The following is a 17,649-nucleotide window of genomic DNA, read 5'->3' as shown; positions in this document are numbered from 1 at the left end:
TTCATATCGCCACAGAAATTATTAAATTATTTTATTTACATTTGCCTCATATTTAAAATAGCACACATAACAATTATTAAATACTGCGTACCATGGAAAAGATTAAAGGTCTGATTGATGCCCCTTTTACTCCGTTTTATGAAAATGGAGAAGTGAATTACGAACCTATTGAAGCCTATGCCAAACTTTTAGCCAACAACGGTTTGAAAGGTGTTTTCATCAACGGCTCATCGGGCGAAGGCTATATGCTGACGGAAGAAGAGCGTATTAAACTGGCCGAAAGATGGATGGAAGTTGTGCCGGAAGGATTCAAAGTAATCGTACATGTAGGTAGTACTTGTGTAAAGACCAGCCGTAACCTGGCTGCCCACGCACAAAAGATCGGAGCATGGGGGATAGGTGCCATGGCTTCTCCGTTCCCTAAAGTAAACCGTGTGGAAGAACTGGTGAAATATTGCGAAGAAATTGCTTGCGGGGCACCGGAGCTGCCTTTCTATTATTATCATATCCCGGCATTCAACGGCGCATTCCTTTCAATGGTAGATTTCTTAAAGACCGTAGACGGACGCATCCCTAATTTCGCAGGAATCAAATATACCTATGAAAGCCTTTACGAATATAACCAGTGCAGGTTATATAAAGACGGCAAATTCGACATGCTTCACGGACAGGACGAGACTATTCTGCCCTGCCTGGCTATGGGCGGTGCACAGGGCGGCATCGGCGGAACAACCAATTATAACGGCAAGGAGCTGGTCGGCATCATCACGGCCTGGGAAGCCGGAGATCTGGAAACAGCCCGCGAAAAACAAAACTTCTCACAGGATGTGATTAACGTAATCTGCCATTACCGCGGAAACATCGTAGGAGGCAAGCGTATCATGAAACTGATTGGTCTGGACCTGGGCAAAAACCGTACACCGTTCCAGAATATGACCGATGCCGAAGAAGCTGCCATGAAAGCAGAACTGGAAGCCATCAACTTCTTTGAAAGATGTAACAAATTCTAACGACTATGGAAGCAAAGACAAACATATCCCAACCGGCAGAATATCTGGGTTACTGGGAAGAAACATACAAAAACGACCTCCTGAACGATGTCATGCCTTTCTGGCTGAAATACGGCATCGACAAAGAGAACGGCGGTTATTTCACCTGCCTCAACCGGGACGGTTCCCTGATGGATTCGAACAAATCGGTCTGGTTTCAGGGACGTTTCGCTTTCATCCTGGCCTATGCCTACAACCATATAGAGAAACGTGAAGAATGGTTGCAGGTTTGTAAAAACGGCATTGATTTCATCGAGAAATATTGTTTCGACACAGATGGCCGCATGTTTTATGAAGTGACGGCAACCGGCGTTCCGGTCCGCAAAAGAAGATATGTCTTTTCCGAAACATTTGCCGCTATTGCCATGGCGCAATATTCCATCGCATCGGGAGACAAAAGCTATGCAGAGAAAGCAGTCAGCCTCTTCAAACAAGTCCTTCACTATAAAAACACACCGGGATTGCTTGAACCTAAATTCCGAGAAGGCTTTATCGCCAAAGGACATTCCTTATGCATGATACTGATTGATACGGCCGCCCGTATCCGCGAAGCTATCGACGATGAAATACTGACAAAACAGATAGACGAGTCCATCAACGAACTCCGCCGCGACTTCATGAAGCCGGAATTCAAAACAATCCTCGAAACAGTCGGGCCGAATGGCGAATTCATCGACTCCATCCCCGGGCGAACCATCAATCCGGGCCATTCCATCGAGACAGCCTGGTTTATCCTGGAAGAAGCCAAGTACCGCAACTGGGACCCGGAATTGAAAGAAATGGGACTGACTATCCTCAACTGGGCCTGGGAATGGGGCTGGGACAAAACATACGGTGGAATCACTTATTTCAAAGACTGCAAGAACCTTCCCCAGCAGGAATACTGGCACGATATGAAATTCTGGTGGCCGCAATGCGAAGCCATCATCGCCACACTTTATGCCTATGAAGCTACCGGTGACAAGAAATACCTTGAAATGCACCGGATGATTAATGAATACACATACGCCCGTTTCCCGGACAGGGAATATGGAGAATGGTACGGCTATTTCCATTATGACGGGACATTGTCACAGCCGGCCAAAGGTAATATGTATAAAGGCCCGTTCCACATCCCCCGGATGCTTCTGAAATGTAACCTGCTTTGTAAAGAAATGCTTTCAAAATAAACGATATGAGCAATAAGAAAATCTATCCCTGGGTAGTTGTCGGCCTGTTGTGGGGCGTAGCCTTACTGAACTATATGGACCGGCAAATGCTCTCCACCATGAAAGACGCGATGATGATAGACATCACCGAACTGGAATCGGCAGCCAACTTCGGGCGCCTCATGGCCGTGTTCCTGTGGATATACGGATTCATGAGCCCTGTAGCGGGAATGATAGCCGACAGGGTAAACCGCAAATGGTTAATCGTCGGCAGCCTGTTCGTCTGGTCGTTCGTCACGCTGATGATGGGTTATTGCACCACTTTCAACCAGATTTATTTCCTGCGCGCCCTCATGGGGGTAAGCGAAGCCTTGTATATCCCGGCAGGATTGTCGCTGATAACCGATTACCACCAGGGGAAAACACGTTCGCTGGCAGTAGGCATCCACATGACCGGCCTTTACACCGGACAGGCTTTAGGCGGTTTCGGTGCGACAGTGGCAAGCGCCTTTACCTGGGAAACGACTTTCCACTGGTTCGGGATTGTCGGTATTGCATACAGTGTGATTCTTATTCTGTTCCTGAAAGATAAAAAAGACCATATCGTTCATAAAATCAAAGAGGCGGGCGCTGCCGTCGAGAATCCGGTGAAAGGGGCTCTCAAAGGGATGGGCATGTTGTTTACGAACATCTCTTTCTGGATTATCCTGCTTTATTTTGCAACACCGAGTCTACCGGGCTGGGCTACCAAGAACTGGTTACCGACATTATTCTCCGAAAATCTGTCAATCGACATGTCGGAAGCAGGCCCGTTATCAACGATTACAATCGCTTTATCTTCGTTTATCGGAGTCATTGCAGGCGGTATCTTATCCGATAAATGGATACAGACCAACGTACGAGGCCGTGTTTATACCGGAGCTATCGGACTGGCATTGACCATTCCATCGCTCTTATTGCTCGGTTTCGGACATAACTTCCTGATGATTGTCGGCGGAGGCTTGTGTTTCGGTATCGGTTTCGGTATCTTTGATGCCAATAATATGCCGATTCTCTGCCAGTTCATCTCACCACGTTACCGGGCAACGGCTTACGGTATCATGAACATGACCGGTGTATTTGCCGGGGCAACTATTACAGACCTGTTGGGCAGGTCGACAGATGCCGGCAACCTGGGGCACGACTTTGCCATGCTGGCAGGGCTCGTCGCAATCGCTTTACTCATTCAGATTTGTTTCCTTCGACCGAAAGTGGCAAACATGACGGATTAGTTGAAAATAATATGATTATATTTGACTCAGTATTTAACAAACAACACATATAGAACAATCACCATGAAAAAAAGCATCTTTTATCTCTGTCTTCTATTCATCGCACAAACCGCCTTTGCAGCAGACAGCTTGTACGTAAGGGAACAGCAGATTCCTATTCTGATAGACCGTACGGACAATGTACTGTTGGAAATGCGTATTCCCGCTCAGAAGGGAGATGTATTAAATAACTTCACACTCCAATTCGGAGAAGAGACGAACCTGTCTGACATAAAATCCGTACGGTTATTCTATAGCGGCACGGAAGCACCGTCCAGGGAAGGCACGCACTTCAACCCGGTGACATACGTTACCAGTTACACACCGGGTAAGACACGCGCCGCGAACCCTTCTTATTCTGTCAAACAAGATGAAGTTACCACCCCGGCAAAGACAATCAGGCTGTCTTCCAAACAGCCGATGGTAAAAGGCCCCAACTACTTCTGGGTAAGCATCGAAATGAAACCGGAGACCTCTTTATTGTCGAGAGTATCCTTCACGATGCCGGAGGCCACCATCAATAACAAACCCGCAGCCATCGAATGGAAAGGGAAAGCAGAAGCACCCCGCCGCGTAGGTGTCGGTGTACGCCAGGCAGGCGACGACGGCTCGGCTGCCTTCCGTATCCCGGGACTGGTTACGACCAACAACGGCACGCTTCTCGGCGTTTACGATATCCGTTACAACAGCAGTGTCGACTTGCAGGAAATGGTCGACATAGGCGTGAGCCGCAGTACGGACAAGGGACAAACCTGGGAGCCGATGCAGGTAGCCATGACTTTCGGTGAGACCGGTGGCCTGCCTCATGCACAAAACGGCGTAGGTGACCCGTCCATCCTGGTAGACGAAAAGACAAACACCATCTGGATTGTTGCTGCCTGGACTCACGGAATGGGTAACGGACGCGCCTGGTGGAACTCTATGCCGGGCATGACTCCCGATGAAACGGCCCAACTGATGCTTGTCAAGAGCGAAGACGACGGAAAGACCTGGAGCGAACCTATCAACATTACTTCGCAGGTGAAAGACCCTTCCTGGTACTTCCTGTTGCAGGGCCCGGGACGCGGCATCACCATGCAGGACGGCACACTGGTTTTCCCCATCCAGTTCATCGACGCGACGCGTGTACCGAATGCCGGTGTAATGTACAGCAAAGACCGCGGTCAAACCTGGCATCTGCATAACCTGGCACGCACCAATACGACCGAAGCACAAGTGGTAGAAGTAGAGCCGGGTGTATTGATGCTCAACATGCGCGATAACCGTGGCGGCAGCCGTGCCGTAGCCGTTACCAAAGACCTGGGCAAGACCTGGACCGAGCATCCTTCAAGCCGCAGTGCCTTGCAGGAACCGGTTTGTATGGCAAGCCTCATCAAAGTGGATGTGGAAGACAACATCACCGGAAAGAAACTGTTATTGTTCTCCAATCCGAACACCACGAAAGGGCGCAACCATATCACGATTAAAGCCAGTCTCGACGGTGGCCTGACCTGGCCGGCAGAACATCAGGTATTACTGGACGAAGCCGAAGGATGGGGATACACCTGTCTGTCTATGATCGACAAGGAAACAGTCGGTATCTTCTACGAGTCAAGTGTAGCGCACATGACCTTCCAGGCTATCAAGCTAACAGACCTGATTAAATAAATACGATGAAACAAAAACTGTTCATAACACTTATACTATGTGTATGGATACCGATGGCCTATGCTGCCGGTATCCCGCACTTGCTTCCCTGGCCGCAACAGGTAGACTGGAACAGGCAAACATTCTCCGAAAAAGAAATCGCCCTCCAGGCAGAAGGGAATACGGAACAGATAGTTACAGCCTGGTTGCAGGAGAATAACATCAGCATCAACCCCGCCAGCAAATATAAACTACAGGTAAAACTTGTAAAAGAATTGCCGGAAGCAAAACTGAACGCAAACGAAGCCTATAAACTACAGGTATCCTCCCAGGGCATCATCATCGAGGCCACCACGGAACAGGGAGTATATTGGGCTATCCAAACCCTCCGCCAGCTAACGGAAAAGAAAGGGGACAGAGCCTATATCACCGGATGCCGGATTACAGACTGGCCTGCCTTCCGTATCCGCGGATTCATGCAGGACGTAGGTCGCAGTTATATCTCCCTGGAAGAACTGAAACGGGAAATAGCCATTTTATCCCGTTACAAAATCAATGTTTTCCACTGGCATCTCACCGAGAACCAGTCCTGGCGTCTGGAAAGCAAAGTCTTTCCGATGATAAACGACAGCATCAATACAACCCGCATGCCGGGCAAATATTATACCCAGGAAGAGGCAAAGGAACTTGTTGAATTCTGCAAACAACACCAGGTGATGCTGATACCCGAACTCGACATGCCCGGCACAGTGCCGCTTTCATACGTACCTTCCACCACGACATGCAAAGTCCGGAAGGAATGAAAATACTGAAACAGCTCATAGAAGAAGCCTGCGAAACATTCGATACGCCTTATCTGCATATCGGGACCGACGAAGTGGAGTTCACCAACCCCCGGTTTGTGCCGGAGATGGTCGCATTCGTCCGGTCGAAAGGCAAAAAAGCAATCTCCTGGAACCCAGGATGGCATTACCAACCGGGGGAAATAGATATGACACACCTGTGGAGTTACCGGGGAAAAACCCAACCGGGAATACCGGCCATCGACTCCCGTTTCCATTATCTGAACCATTTCGATACCTTTGCCGACATCCGTGCTTTATACAACAGTACCGTCTACGGGCATACCGAAGGCAGCGATGATATGGCAGGCGTCATCCTGGCTGTCTGGAACGACCGTCTGGTACAACCGGAAGAAAACATGATACGGGAAAACCACCTGTATCCCAACATGCTCGCCATAGCCGACCGTGCCTGGCGGGGAGGAGGCTACGAATACTTCGATAAAGAAGGGACAAACCTGCCTTCCGAAGACAGCCGCGCATACACTTCCTTTGCCGAATTCGAACAACGAATGCTCTGGCATAAAGAGCATCATTTCAAAGGATACCCATTTTCATACGTAAAACAGACAAACGTGAAATGGCGCATCACCGATGCATTCCCCAACAACGGCGACCTGAATAGCGTGTTCCCACCTGAAACGGCCTTGCAAAACAGCTATACCTATGACGGGAAAACCTACGAAACAAACGAAACTATCGGTGCCGGAATCTATCTGCGCCACGTATGGGGCACACTCGTTCCCGGCTTTTACAAAGACCCGAAAGAAAACCATACCGCTTATGCCTGGACCTGGGTATATTCGCCCAAAGACCAGGAAGCTGGTGCCTGGATAGAATTCCAGAACTACGGCCGTTCGGAAATGGACCTGGCGCCACCGCAGGGCAAGTGGGACTACAAAGGCAGCCGCGTATGGCTGAACGACCGGGAACTGCTTCCGCCGGAATGGACTGCGACACATACCGTAAAATCGAATGAAACCGCGCTGGGGAATGAGAACTGTGTTGCCAGGGAACCACTCAGGGTACACCTGCAAAAGGGATGGAACAAGGTTTTCCTGAAACTTCCCGTCGGAAAGTTCACGCTTCCCGAAGTCAGGCTGAACAAATGGATGTTCACATTCGTCTTTGTCACCCCTGACGGTGAAAAGGCGGTCGACGGCCTGGTCTATTCACCGGATAAAAAGAAATAAACAGACTATCATACAATGAAAAAAACTCTTTTACTATTATGCCTGTTACTTTGCACAACTGCCTACGGTCAGAATAAGATTAAGGTAGCTTGTGTAGGTAATAGCGTGACATACGGCGCAGGCATAGAGAACCGGGAGGTCAATTCTTATCCGGCTCAACTGCAACGCATGCTGGGAGACGGCTACGAAGTGGTGAATTTCGGTAAAAGCGGTGCCACGCTGCTCAACAAAGGACATCGCCCTTACTGCGAGCAGGAAGAATACAAAGCGGCACTCGACTTTGCCGGCGACAGGGTAGTCATCCACCTCGGACTCAACGATACCGACCCGCGCAACTGGCCTAACTACCGGGATAATTTCGTGAAAGACTACCTTTCCCTGATAGCGTCGTTCCGCGAAGCTAATCCGGATTGCCGGATATGGATTTGCCGGATGACACCCATCTCACACCGGCATCCGCGTTTCAAATCAGGTACCCGCGACTGGTACTGGATGGAGCAGGAGACAATCGAAGAAATTGCCCGGCTGGCCAACACCGGACTGATCGACTTGCAGGAAGGCCTGTACAACCGCCCGGACCTGTTACCCGATGCCCTTCATCCGAACACGGAAGGAGCCGGTATCCTCGCCCAAACGGTTTACGGGGAACTGACCGGCAACTACGGAGGTCTCCGTATGCCTGCCACTTACTCCGACAATATGGTCTTACAGCGGGAAAAACCTTTACTCATCTCCGGGACTGCCAATGCCGGCGAGAAAGTAACCGTGCAAATTGCCGGACAAAAGAAAGAGTCTGTAACCGCCTCCAACGGCAAATGGTCTGTCACGCTCGCCCCGTTACAGGCAGGAGGTCCTTATGAACTGACCATCGAAGCCTCGCCCGCCACAGAAAAGAAAAGCAAAAAGAAACTACCGGTTTCACAAAAACTGACCTATAAAGAGGTACTGGTCGGCGAAGTATGGCTCTGTTCCGGGCAGTCCAACATGGCTTTCCGAGTAGACGAACTGGCAGACAGCCAGCGTAAGGAACTACTCGAATATGCGGGCAGACAGCCACAAATACGTCTTTTCAATATGCAGCCCCGTTGGTATACAAATGCGGTGGAATGGGACATTTCTGTCATGGATTCCCTCAACCGCCTGCAATATTACCACGATACCCGGTGGACACCATGCAACGAACAGACAGCCGATAAGTTCTCGGCCGTAGCCTTTGCCTTCGGACGGATGTTATCGGACAGCCTGCAAGTTCCGGTCGGACTCGTCCTGAATGCCATAGGGGGGTCGGGCACCGAAGCCTGGATAGACCGGAAAACACTGGAATTCGAATTTACCGATATACTGTATAACTGGACACAGAACGACTTTATCCAGGACTGGGTACGCGGTCGTGCGGTTCTCAACACGAAGAAATCATCCGACAAACTGCAACGCCATCCGTATGAGCCTTGCTATCTATACGAAACGGGAATCCAACCATTGCAGCAATATCCGATCAAAGGAGTCATCTGGTACCAGGGCGAATCGAATGCCCAAAATATCGAAACGCACGAACGTTTGTTCCCGTTGCTGGTGGAAAGCTGGCGCAAAAACTGGGGAGAAGAGTTTCCGTTCTATTACGTTCAGCTATCGAGCATCGACCGTCCGAGCTGGACCTGGTTCCGCAACAGCCAACGTGAACTGATGGAGACGATTCCGAACAGCGGCATGGCCGTCAGCAGCGACCGGGGAGATTCATTGAATGTGCATCCGAGATACAAACGCGAAATAGGGGAACGCTTGGCCCGTTGGGCACTCAACAAGACATACGGACATCCACTCACTCCGTCTGGTCCTTTATTCCGTTCAGTCGAATTCAGGGACAACGCCGCCTACATCACCTTCGATTACGCCAATGGCCTGCACACCTCCGACGGACAGCCGATACGCACATTCGAAATAGCGGAACACGACGGACTATTCTTCCCCGCCCAGGCCGAAATAATCGATGGAAAGGTGAAAATCCGCAGTGAGAAGGTTACGAATCCGAAGCTGGTCCGCTACGGCTGGCAACCATTCACCCGTGCCAACCTGGTCAACAGCGATGAACTCCCGGCTTCAATATTCAGAACAAAGAAACAATAGTATCATGTACAACAAATCCATATTAACCGGATGTCTTCTCCTGCTGGCAGTCATGTTAGCCGGATGCAGTCAGCCACCAACATCTAAACCGAATCATATGATTACCTGTACCTGGAATAAACTACCCGATTTGCCGGGCATGGCAGACACCGCCTCATTAGGGGTTTCAGCCCCTTTTGTCGGCATCAGTAACGGAATGCTACTGGTTGCCGGCGGTTGCAACTTCCCCGACAAACCGGTCACCGAGGGAGGAGCCAAACGATATTACAGCGATATATTCGCCCTCGACCTTTCAGACAAAAACGCCCAATGGCAGAAAGCCGGCAACCTGCCTCTTCCTGTTGCCTACGGAGCCTCCGTCACGACACCGGAAGGTATCGTCTGCATAGGGGGAAACAACAGCACCGATTTTTTAGCCGATGTCTATCTGCTGTCCATGTCCAGGTCCGATGAAAAGGCACATATTTGCAAATTGGATACACTTCCCGTATCGATGGATAATCTTTCTGCGGCCTATATCGACCACACGATATATGTAGCCGGAGGAAATGAGAACGGGAAACCCGGCCATAGCTTCTATTCAATGAAACTGAACAAAAACCTCGATGGAAACTGGGAAAAACTGCCGGACTTCCCCGGTCAGACGCGCCTTCAACCGGTCTTAGCCGCCCAACAGTCGGCCGACGGAGTACGTATTTACCTGTCGAGCGGCTTTCAGCCTGTTTCCAAGGATGCGTATGGAAAGGATGTGGATGCAATTGTCTCTTCAGATATGCTCTCATACCATCCGGCTACAAAAAGTTGGACTACGGAGACTAAATTGCCTTCAGTCAAAGGCCAAGTCTGGCGTACCTTCACCGGAGGCTGCGCAGTAGCTTACGGCGACAGTTCAATCCTACTTATGGGCGGCGTCAACTACGGCCGTTTCTTAACAGCCCTCAACCGTTCCATCTATATGGAGCGGGCCGAAGAAAGATTAGAGTTCGAAGGACTCGAAAGACTGATAAAAGAGGGAAAAGAGTACATGCATTATCCGGTGGAATGGTACAAATTCAATACATTCCTCTTACAATACAACACCTTTACCAAAGAATGGACCGAGCAGGGAGATTACGAACAGTTAGCCCGCGCCGGAGCAGGAGCCGTATTGAAAGGTGACAGCCTGATCATCGTCAACGGTGAACTGAAGCCGGGTATCCGGACACCGCAGGTGAATTGCGCAGAGATTAAATAGTTCTACATAAAGTTTCTGAAAACAATCTGCCATCTGTCACCTCTTCCCATAAACTGCTATCAACCAACAAATATAAGGTTGCAGATACATTCTTTTCATCTGCAACCTTATCTGTCATCTGCCACCAACACAGACGCTCCGGATAAGAACTAACCCGAATATAGTATACAACTAACTTCAAAGTAATAAGGAACTAGTCTGAAAGTCCTTACCCATTAAAACTACCCTGTACAGGATAGTTACGCAAGGTGTACACCTTAATAAGCCAGGGTGTACAGGGTAATAATAAGGAGTTATGACCCGCGGATTAGTTTCTCCCTTAGTTGACGCTAAAAGATGCCAAGGTTGGATATAGTTCACCTCCGGTTTATATCATACCCGAACAAGGCGAAATCCCCTAGACACGGGTCATCCGGGAATACCTTCTTTAAGGCTTCGGTAATCTCGACGGCGGTTTTGAGGGTAGCATTCTTTTGTTCGGTCAATCCCAGTTCCAGCGAAATCTGATGGACGTGAGTATCTAAAGGGATGATTAACTCATGCGGTTTGATGGCTGTTTCCCAGATGCCGAAATCTACAATTCCGTCTTTTCGGACCATCCACCGGAGGAACATAGCGAGACGTTTACAGGCAGACGTCCCTGTCAGTACGGGAATCCCTTCAATTCCTGAGAAAATATCCTGTATCTTTGTCACCGGATTCGGATAAGGACTGGCAGACAAAGCATCTTCCAGCGAGTCATATTCTTCATAAATACTTTTCAGCCGGTCGCACAACTGACGTAGATGGGAGTAGGTGTAGAAACGGTAAAAAGTATCTCTCTTACCGTGTTCAACCGGATTTCCCGCCAAGTTCTTATACCCTTCATTCCTAATCCAACGGTAAGGACTAGGGCCCATTGCATCATGCAGTTCATTCGCTTTCCGGAGGATTAGTTCCCTGCGTCCGTAAGAAATCCAGGAAGTAATAAAAGCAGACACCTCAATATCCCTTTTCTCCGTGTACCGATGGGGAAACTGGACAGGGTCGTCCTTGATAAAACCGCTAACATTATATTCATTCGCCCACCGGCGGAGTTTTTCTTTTATTTCTTCATTCATTCTTTTTACCTGTATCAGTATCTTTCCTTTTCAATCGCTTTATATCTTCATCCAATTCCTTAATACTATTCAGACGTTCGGATGCACGCTGCACCTCTTTATATTGCGTATATTCCTGTCCGGCTTTTTGTACAGCCAACTGATGGGAAATACGTCCCGCATCTTCTAGAATACTTTTTTCATTCATAGTCAGAACCAGTTTCAACTTTTCTATCCAATCTTTCATATACAAGGGCTTATGAGCCATTGCCTGTGCTTCCGCGAAAGCTAAAAACTGTTCGACTATTAGTTTCAACATCTTTACTTCTTCTTCATTCAGATAGTTTTTACCAATAGCTATATCCGCTTTAAGAACTTTATCGGGATAGGTCGTAGAAGTCAATCCCATCATAGGTAACGACGCATTGGCCCGGTAATAAACCAATTCTGCGGCAGTTTTACCACAGACAGCCCAAAGTAACTTATTCTGTACTTCTTTATAAAAAGAAAGCGTCATCTCATCAGACGGGTCGTAATCGATACTTGTAGCATAAATATCTTTGATTTGCTGGTAAAAGACTCGTTCCGAAAGCCGGATTTCCCTAATACGTTCCAGCAATTCCTTAAAATAATTCATGGAAGAGCCTGTTTTGAAACGTTCGTCATTCAATGCGAAACCTTTAGTGATATAATCACGAAGCCGTTGAGTTGCCCAAATGCGGAATTGGGTACCTTGCTGTGATTTTACCCGATAGCCGACGGATATGATGACATCCAGATTATAGTAATTGGTATTATATTCTTTTCCGTCTTCGGCAGTTGTTCGGAAATTCCGAACAACTGCCGAAGAATCCAATTCTCCTTCTTCAAAGATATGTTTAATATGTTCACTTATGGTCGATTTGGACTTTCCGAATAAAGTACTCAACTGCGATTGTGACAGCCACACAGTTTCCCCCTCAAACAGAACATCCACTTTAATAGTTCCATCCTGTGACTGGTATATTAATATCTCGTTGTTATTATTTTTCTCATCCATGTTACTTCTTCTTCAGGAAATACTGCCGTTGTTCCTCCGGATAATGTTCGATGGCATAACGGAGAGCTGTGCGGGGGAGGCGTGTAGCGTGCTTTTCGAGAAAGTCGGTTAATGTTTCCCGGTCTTTTTTGCCGACTTCGCGGAGCATCCAGCCCACCGCTTTATGCATCAGGTCATGTGTATGCGTCATCAGCTTTTCTGCCAATGCCAATGTATCGGTATATTCGCGGTTACGGATGAATGTGACGGTAGAAACCATAGCAATCCGCTGCTCCCATAAACAGTCGCTATCCGCCAGTTCATATAATCGGGTACGGTCTTTATCCAGCAGGTAAAGACCTACCAGATGCGGGCAGGTAACGTCTACCAGGTCCCAATTATTGATGCGCCGGGCATTATCCAGATAGAAATCATACAATTTCTTACGGTCGGCCTCAGAGGCTTTCTTGAACTGCTCGACCACAATCAGCAGGGCACAAAGGCGGGCTTCATGGTATTCACTTTCAATCAATAGCTGCAACTCGGATAAAGGCGTCTGCTTATTCGCTTTTGCAATGCTGCGGGTGAGGGGAACGACCAGCCCGAGAAACACATCACCTTCGGCATACTCACCGGGCCCCGTCTTGAAAAAACGTTGCAGGAAAGCGGCCTTCTCCGGATTCGCCACCGAGAGAAGCTCGCTCAACACAAAAGCTGCCGTCATGGACGCATGACGCGTGACACAGGACGGTCGCCTTCCAGGAATCCGATTACGTTGTTGCAAACGGTACGTGCCATAACGATACGTACATCCATTGTCTGCGTGCCGATATGAGGCGTCAGTACCACATTTTCCATTTCCAGCAATTCGGGCAGCGGATAGTCGCCAAATTCAAATACATCCAGTCCGGCTCCATGAATCGTTCCGTCCTGCAAGGCCTTTACCAGCGCATGTTCGTCCACCAGCGGACCACGGGCGGTATTAATCAGTATAGCCGACGGTTTCATCTGCTTCAGTTCCGCTTCGCCGATGATATGGTAGGTATCGGGAGTATAAGGAGCATTCAGGGAGACAAAATCGGACTTCGCCAACAGCTCTTCCTTAGAGACGTACGTCACGTTCAGTTTCGTTTCTTCCTCCACGTAAAGTGGGCGGCGGTTATGGTAAATCACCTCCATACCGCAGGCATTCGCACGTTTGGCCAATGCCTTTCCGATACGTCCCATGCCGATGATACCGAGTGTCTGTCCGGTAATATTCACGCCAAGATTTTCGAGTACACCCACCTTCATCTCTTTGCCGAGCGTACGCAGTTTGCGGTCGCATTCGGTGATACGGCGGGCAGTATCGATCATCAGTCCCAAAGCCAGGTTAGCGGTAGGGGCGGTGACAGGGTCGGGAGTATTGGCTACGGTGATACCTTTTTCCAGGCAATACGCCACATCTATATTATTATAACCCACCGCGTAGTTGGCTACCAGCTTCAAATTCGGGGCATGATCGACCAGTTCCTTATTCACCGGAAAGTCGAACATGGAACATAGAACATCGTATTCCGGAATCATTTCCAACACCTCTTCATAAGTGAAATCTCTTCCTTCGGGAAAAGTCACGTCATAGTTACTTTCCAGCTCGGTAAACCCTTCGCGGAACATGTCGTAGGTTACTAATATCTTTGCCATAAGTCGTTACGTTTTATTATTCAGGCAAAAATACAAATCTATTGTTAATTAATTCCTATTTTTGCAGGTATAATATCAAAAAGCAGTGGATGTGATTAGTTATATTCATGTAAAAAAATAAATGAATCCTACCAACCCTGCTTTTTAGTTTAAGACAAATTATAACAACTAACATATGGTTCTGAACTACATCTGGATCGCTTTCTTTCTAATCGCTTTCGTCGTCGCGCTGGGTAAACTTATCTTTGCCGGCGATACGGCTGTCTTCACAGAGATTATCAATTCCTCTTTTACGTCTGCCAAGACCGGATTCGAGATATCGCTCGGACTGACCGGTATCTTGTCGCTCTGGCTAGGAATTATGAAGATTGGCGAAAAGGGGGGAGTCATCCAGTCGTTTGCCCGGTTGGGGGCACCGGTTTTCAGCAAGCTCTTCCCGGGCATACCGAAAGAGCATCCGGTGACAGGTTCTATCTTTATGAATATCTCCGCCAACCTGCTGGGACTGGACAACGCTGCCACACCGATAGGGTTGAAAACCATGCAGCAGTTGCAGGATTTGAATACAGAAAAAGATTCGGCCAGCAATTCGATGATCATGTTCCTTTGTATCAATGCATCGGGATTGACGCTTATTCCGGTCAGCATCATGATGTATCGGGCACAAATGGGGGCGGCTAATCCGTCGGATGTCTTTTTACCTCTTATGCTGGCAACCCTTACCTCTACATTAGTGGCCGTTTTAGCTGTCTGTATCAAACAGCGGATCAATCTGCTTCAGAAGAATCTGGTATTGTTCTTCGGTGGATTGGCTGTTTTTATCGGAGGACTGGTCTGGCTGTTCAATTCGTTGGAGCAGGAGCAGGTTTCCCTTTATTCGACCTTGTTTGCAAACACATTATTGTTTACGATCATCTGCGGATTCATTGTCAGTGGCATCCGCAAAAAGATCAATGTATACGATACATTTATCGAAGGAGCTAAAGAAGGATTCAAGACCGCAATAACGATCATACCATATCTGGTAGCTATCCTGGTCGGAATAGGTGTATTTCGTGCTTCAGGAGCAATGGATTTTATCATCGAAGGTATCCGGACAGGCGTAGGTGCTTTAGGCTTAAATACAGACTTTGTAGGTGGCCTGCCGACTATTTTGATGAAGCCGTTAAGCGGAAGCGGTGCACGGGGGATGATGCTGGATGCGATGAACACCTATGGTGCCGACTCATTTGTGGGCCGGTTGGCTTCCATCGTGCAAGGTTCGACGGATACAACGTTTTACGTGGTTGCACTTTACTACGGAAGCATAGGTATACGCAACACCCGTTATACTATTCCATGTTCTTTGCTGGCTGATTTGGCCGGGGTGATTGCGGCAATAGCTTTGACATATGTATTTTTTACCTGACAGGTTATTTCCGATTATCAAAATGTCACTACTATATCGGGCAAATCGGATTAATATGGCAGGTATTTGAAAATACTATACCGGGTAATATTTTTTAACATATCATTCAGAAAGATAAATAAGAATAATAATAGCATTATGACAATATCATTTTACGCGGAAGACATCGAACTTCCGGCCATCAAGAAAGAGGCTGTCAGTAACTGGATCAGAAAAGTTGCCGAAACATACGGTAAAAAGACAGGGGATATCAGTTACATCTTCTGTTCCGACGAAAAGATTCTGGAAGTAAACCGCCAGTATCTGCAACATGATTATTATACGGATATCATCACATTCGATTATACCAGCGGAAACAAGATATCGGGCGACCTTTTCATCAGCCTGGATACAGTAAAAACAAATGCGGAAAAGTTCGAAACTCCATACAACGAAGAACTGCATCGTACCATCATCCACGGAATCCTTCATCTATGCGGCATCAACGACAAAGGGCCAGGGGAGAGGGAGATCATGGAAGAAAACGAAAATAAAGCACTGGCTATTTTGCCGGAAGAGTGCCGGGAGAGTTAATCCCGGCATTTTTTCTTTTGCAACAAACAAATTAGTATGGGATATGATCTATTTTACTAACTCTTTCAGCTTCCCTTTTAATGAACCGGGGCCATATCCACTCCACATCTCCTGTACTGTCCCTTCCGGTGAGATCAATACATAGTGGGGGATACCTACTACCTTATAACGTGCAGCCAGTCCGGTACGACCGTTTTTCAATTCATTCCATTGGTTTCCCGTCATACTCTTTTCGGAAATAAATTTCTTCCAGTTTTCTTTACTATCACCACTAATGCTGACTACCGCCAATTTGTCTTTATATATCGCTGTTACTTCTTCCATCTCCGGAATGGATTGTACACAAGGGCCACATCCCATACTCCAGAAATCAAGTAAAATATATTGTCCTTTGAACTCAGAAAGATGATGAAGGTTTCCTTCCGAATCATACAAATCGCCATCGGCCATTTCATCACCGACATTCACTTCCGCTCCCAAATTCATATATTCAGTAATATTTTTCCCTGCCGGGGTCTCTCTGTCAGCCTCAGACAATCGGGCATACAACGCTTTAATTTCAGGAATATACGGATTTTCTTTATCCCATTGCAAACGCGAAGCATGCAGTAAATATTTATCCAGCCATACAGACGATACTGGGGCTGTACTTAGATAATCAAGTTCTTTCTTCAAAATTATTTTTTCCAAAGGCTCCTTTAATTTACGGAGAGAATCCACCTGTTTCCAATCAGCCCGCTGAAGTTCTTCATTATCGGCATGTTCCTGAAACATTGTACGCAGCAAGTCATACTCGTCTGCAGTATATTTCAACACCTCCAACTGTTCGGGAAAAGAAGCTTCCACAAAACGGTTTTCTTCAACCTGTTCTGGCAGATCGCTTTCCACCTTCCAAGTCTTTAATAATTTATCATTTCCTGTTACCTTTATATATTTACCGGGGGCAGTCCAAACATTTATCCAAAGACCGGGAAAGCCTCTACTGCTGGACATCAAATATAGTTCACGCTTTCCGGACGTAATCGTATCGTGCAATGAAAACTCACCATTGATAAGCGTATCTTTCATTATCTCCTTTATTAATTGGCCTTCCGATACACAAAGTTCGATAATGGCGCTATCAGATACATTTTCAAGATATCCCTGAATTAAAAATTCATTTGCTGGAACAGAAGGACGATGGGAACAAGCCCCTGTTAACAGCAATGCACATAATGGCAAAGATAGCTCATACTTTTTTTTCATATCCTATTTTCCATTTAAAATCCAAACAAAGTTGGATAATTCATTATTAATTAACTTTTATAATTTATCTTTGTATCAGGATGTTAAGAGGAAGTAGGCTCTGCTGAGGAGCAACCT

At 47.5% G+C, this 17,649-nt stretch carries 13 protein-coding genes and 1 pseudogene; 9 read left to right on the top strand and 5 right to left on the bottom strand.

Annotation, left to right across the window (positions count from 1 at the left end):
* Positions 1-92 precede the first annotated feature (92 nt).
* The 7 genes and pseudogenes from DXA15_RS05705 (at position 93) to DXA15_RS05675 (ending at position 10,526) form a co-directional block, all read left to right on the top strand.
* Positions 93-1,010 carry a dihydrodipicolinate synthase family protein gene (locus DXA15_RS05705; protein ID WP_009860539.1) on the top strand — a complete coding sequence of 306 codons (918 nt, stop codon included), beginning with the start codon at positions 93-95 and terminating at the stop codon, positions 1,008-1,010.
* Between the two features lie 5 nt (positions 1,011-1,015).
* Entirely contained in the window at positions 1,016-2,218 is a 1,203-nt protein-coding gene (locus tag DXA15_RS05700; RefSeq protein WP_128133400.1) for an AGE family epimerase/isomerase, read from the top strand.
* Between the two features lie 5 nt (positions 2,219-2,223).
* Positions 2,224-3,468 (top strand): MFS transporter, encoded by a 1,245-nt coding sequence (locus tag DXA15_RS05695; protein WP_128133399.1) that lies wholly within the window; start codon positions 2,224-2,226, stop codon positions 3,466-3,468.
* 63 nt (positions 3,469-3,531) lie between these two features.
* A complete protein-coding gene (locus DXA15_RS05690) occupies positions 3,532-5,154 on the top strand; it encodes a sialidase family protein (protein ID WP_128133398.1) in 1,623 nt (540 codons plus the stop codon).
* Between the two features lie 5 nt (positions 5,155-5,159).
* A pseudogene (locus tag DXA15_RS05685) lies at positions 5,160-7,168 on the top strand (family 20 glycosylhydrolase).
* A 15-nt stretch (positions 7,169-7,183) separates the two neighbouring features.
* Positions 7,184-9,292 carry a GDSL-type esterase/lipase family protein gene (locus tag DXA15_RS05680; protein WP_128133397.1) on the top strand — a complete coding sequence of 703 codons (2,109 nt, stop codon included), beginning with the start codon at positions 7,184-7,186 and terminating at the stop codon, positions 9,290-9,292.
* A 4-nt stretch (positions 9,293-9,296) separates the two neighbouring features.
* Positions 9,297-10,526, top strand: a complete 1,230-nt coding sequence (locus DXA15_RS05675; protein WP_128133396.1) for a cyclically-permuted mutarotase family protein — start codon at positions 9,297-9,299, stop codon at positions 10,524-10,526.
* A gap of 356 nt (positions 10,527-10,882) precedes the next feature.
* On the opposite strand, the gene DXA15_RS05670 is transcribed toward DXA15_RS05675, so the two are convergent.
* From DXA15_RS05670 to DXA15_RS05655, 4 genes are read right to left on the bottom strand one after another with little or no spacing between them, the layout of a single operon-like run.
* A complete protein-coding gene (locus DXA15_RS05670) occupies positions 10,883-11,626 on the bottom strand; it encodes a TIGR02757 family protein (RefSeq protein ID WP_128133395.1) in 744 nt (247 codons plus the stop codon).
* Complete coding sequence (locus DXA15_RS05665) at positions 11,619-12,644, bottom strand: virulence RhuM family protein (RefSeq protein ID WP_128133394.1); 1,026 nt, start codon at positions 12,642-12,644, stop codon at positions 11,619-11,621. The genes DXA15_RS05670 and DXA15_RS05665 overlap by 8 nt, the downstream gene beginning before the upstream one ends.
* A 1-nt stretch (position 12,645) precedes the next feature.
* Entirely contained in the window at positions 12,646-13,347 is a 702-nt protein-coding gene (locus DXA15_RS05660) for a DNA alkylation repair protein (protein WP_128133393.1), read from the bottom strand.
* Positions 13,344-14,306, bottom strand: a complete 963-nt coding sequence (locus tag DXA15_RS05655; protein WP_128133392.1) for a 2-hydroxyacid dehydrogenase family protein — start codon at positions 14,304-14,306, stop codon at positions 13,344-13,346. The genes DXA15_RS05660 and DXA15_RS05655 overlap by 4 nt, the downstream gene beginning before the upstream one ends.
* A 175-nt stretch (positions 14,307-14,481) precedes the next feature.
* Here DXA15_RS05655 and DXA15_RS05650 point away from each other — a divergent pair, with 175 nt between their 5' ends.
* On the top strand, positions 14,482-15,714 hold the full coding sequence (locus tag DXA15_RS05650; RefSeq protein ID WP_128133391.1) for a nucleoside recognition domain-containing protein: 1,233 nt from the start codon (positions 14,482-14,484) through the stop codon (positions 15,712-15,714).
* A 138-nt stretch (positions 15,715-15,852) separates the two neighbouring features.
* The gene (ybeY, locus tag DXA15_RS05645) at positions 15,853-16,287 is read left to right on the top strand and encodes an rRNA maturation RNase YbeY (RefSeq protein ID WP_122326662.1); all 435 of its coding nucleotides are present in this window, start codon (positions 15,853-15,855) and stop codon (positions 16,285-16,287) included.
* 48 nt (positions 16,288-16,335) lie between these two features.
* Here the strand turns inward: ybeY and DXA15_RS05640 are convergent, their stop codons facing one another.
* On the bottom strand, positions 16,336-17,532 hold the full coding sequence (locus DXA15_RS05640) for a TlpA disulfide reductase family protein (RefSeq protein WP_128133390.1): 1,197 nt from the start codon (positions 17,530-17,532) through the stop codon (positions 16,336-16,338).
* Positions 17,533-17,649 lie beyond the last annotated feature (117 nt).

The sequence above is a fragment of the Parabacteroides sp. AM58-2XD genome, assembly GCF_003463685.1.
Classification (GTDB): Bacteria; Bacteroidota; Bacteroidia; order Bacteroidales; family Tannerellaceae; genus Parabacteroides; species Parabacteroides segnis.
The sequence above is the reverse complement of the archived record's forward strand: the minus strand, read 5'-3'. Positions and strand labels throughout refer to the sequence as shown.

Excerpts from the sequence above, each read along its gene's own strand:
- DXA15_RS05640 (WP_128133390.1), bottom strand. The coding sequence starts at position 17,532 with ATGAAAAAAAAGTATGAGCTATCTTTGCCATTATGTGCATTGCTGTTA.
- DXA15_RS05665 (WP_128133394.1), bottom strand. The coding sequence starts at position 12,644 with ATGGATGAGAAAAATAATAACAACGAGATATTAATATACCAGTCACAG.
- ybeY (WP_122326662.1), top strand. The coding sequence starts at position 15,853 with ATGACAATATCATTTTACGCGGAAGACATCGAACTTCCGGCCATCAAG.
- DXA15_RS05705 (WP_009860539.1), top strand. The coding sequence starts at position 93 with ATGGAAAAGATTAAAGGTCTGATTGATGCCCCTTTTACTCCGTTTTAT.
- DXA15_RS05655 (WP_128133392.1), bottom strand. The coding sequence starts at position 14,306 with ATGGCAAAGATATTAGTAACCTACGACATGTTCCGCGAAGGGTTTACC.
- DXA15_RS05680 (WP_128133397.1), top strand. The coding sequence starts at position 7,184 with ATGAAAAAAACTCTTTTACTATTATGCCTGTTACTTTGCACAACTGCC.
- DXA15_RS05700 (WP_128133400.1), top strand. The coding sequence starts at position 1,016 with ATGGAAGCAAAGACAAACATATCCCAACCGGCAGAATATCTGGGTTAC.
- DXA15_RS05695 (WP_128133399.1), top strand. The coding sequence starts at position 2,224 with ATGAGCAATAAGAAAATCTATCCCTGGGTAGTTGTCGGCCTGTTGTGG.
- DXA15_RS05675 (WP_128133396.1), top strand. The coding sequence starts at position 9,297 with ATGTACAACAAATCCATATTAACCGGATGTCTTCTCCTGCTGGCAGTC.
- DXA15_RS05690 (WP_128133398.1), top strand. The coding sequence starts at position 3,532 with ATGAAAAAAAGCATCTTTTATCTCTGTCTTCTATTCATCGCACAAACC.
- DXA15_RS05660 (WP_128133393.1), bottom strand. The coding sequence starts at position 13,347 with ATGACGGCAGCTTTTGTGTTGAGCGAGCTTCTCTCGGTGGCGAATCCG.
- DXA15_RS05670 (WP_128133395.1), bottom strand. The coding sequence starts at position 11,626 with ATGAATGAAGAAATAAAAGAAAAACTCCGCCGGTGGGCGAATGAATAT.
- DXA15_RS05650 (WP_128133391.1), top strand. The coding sequence starts at position 14,482 with ATGGTTCTGAACTACATCTGGATCGCTTTCTTTCTAATCGCTTTCGTC.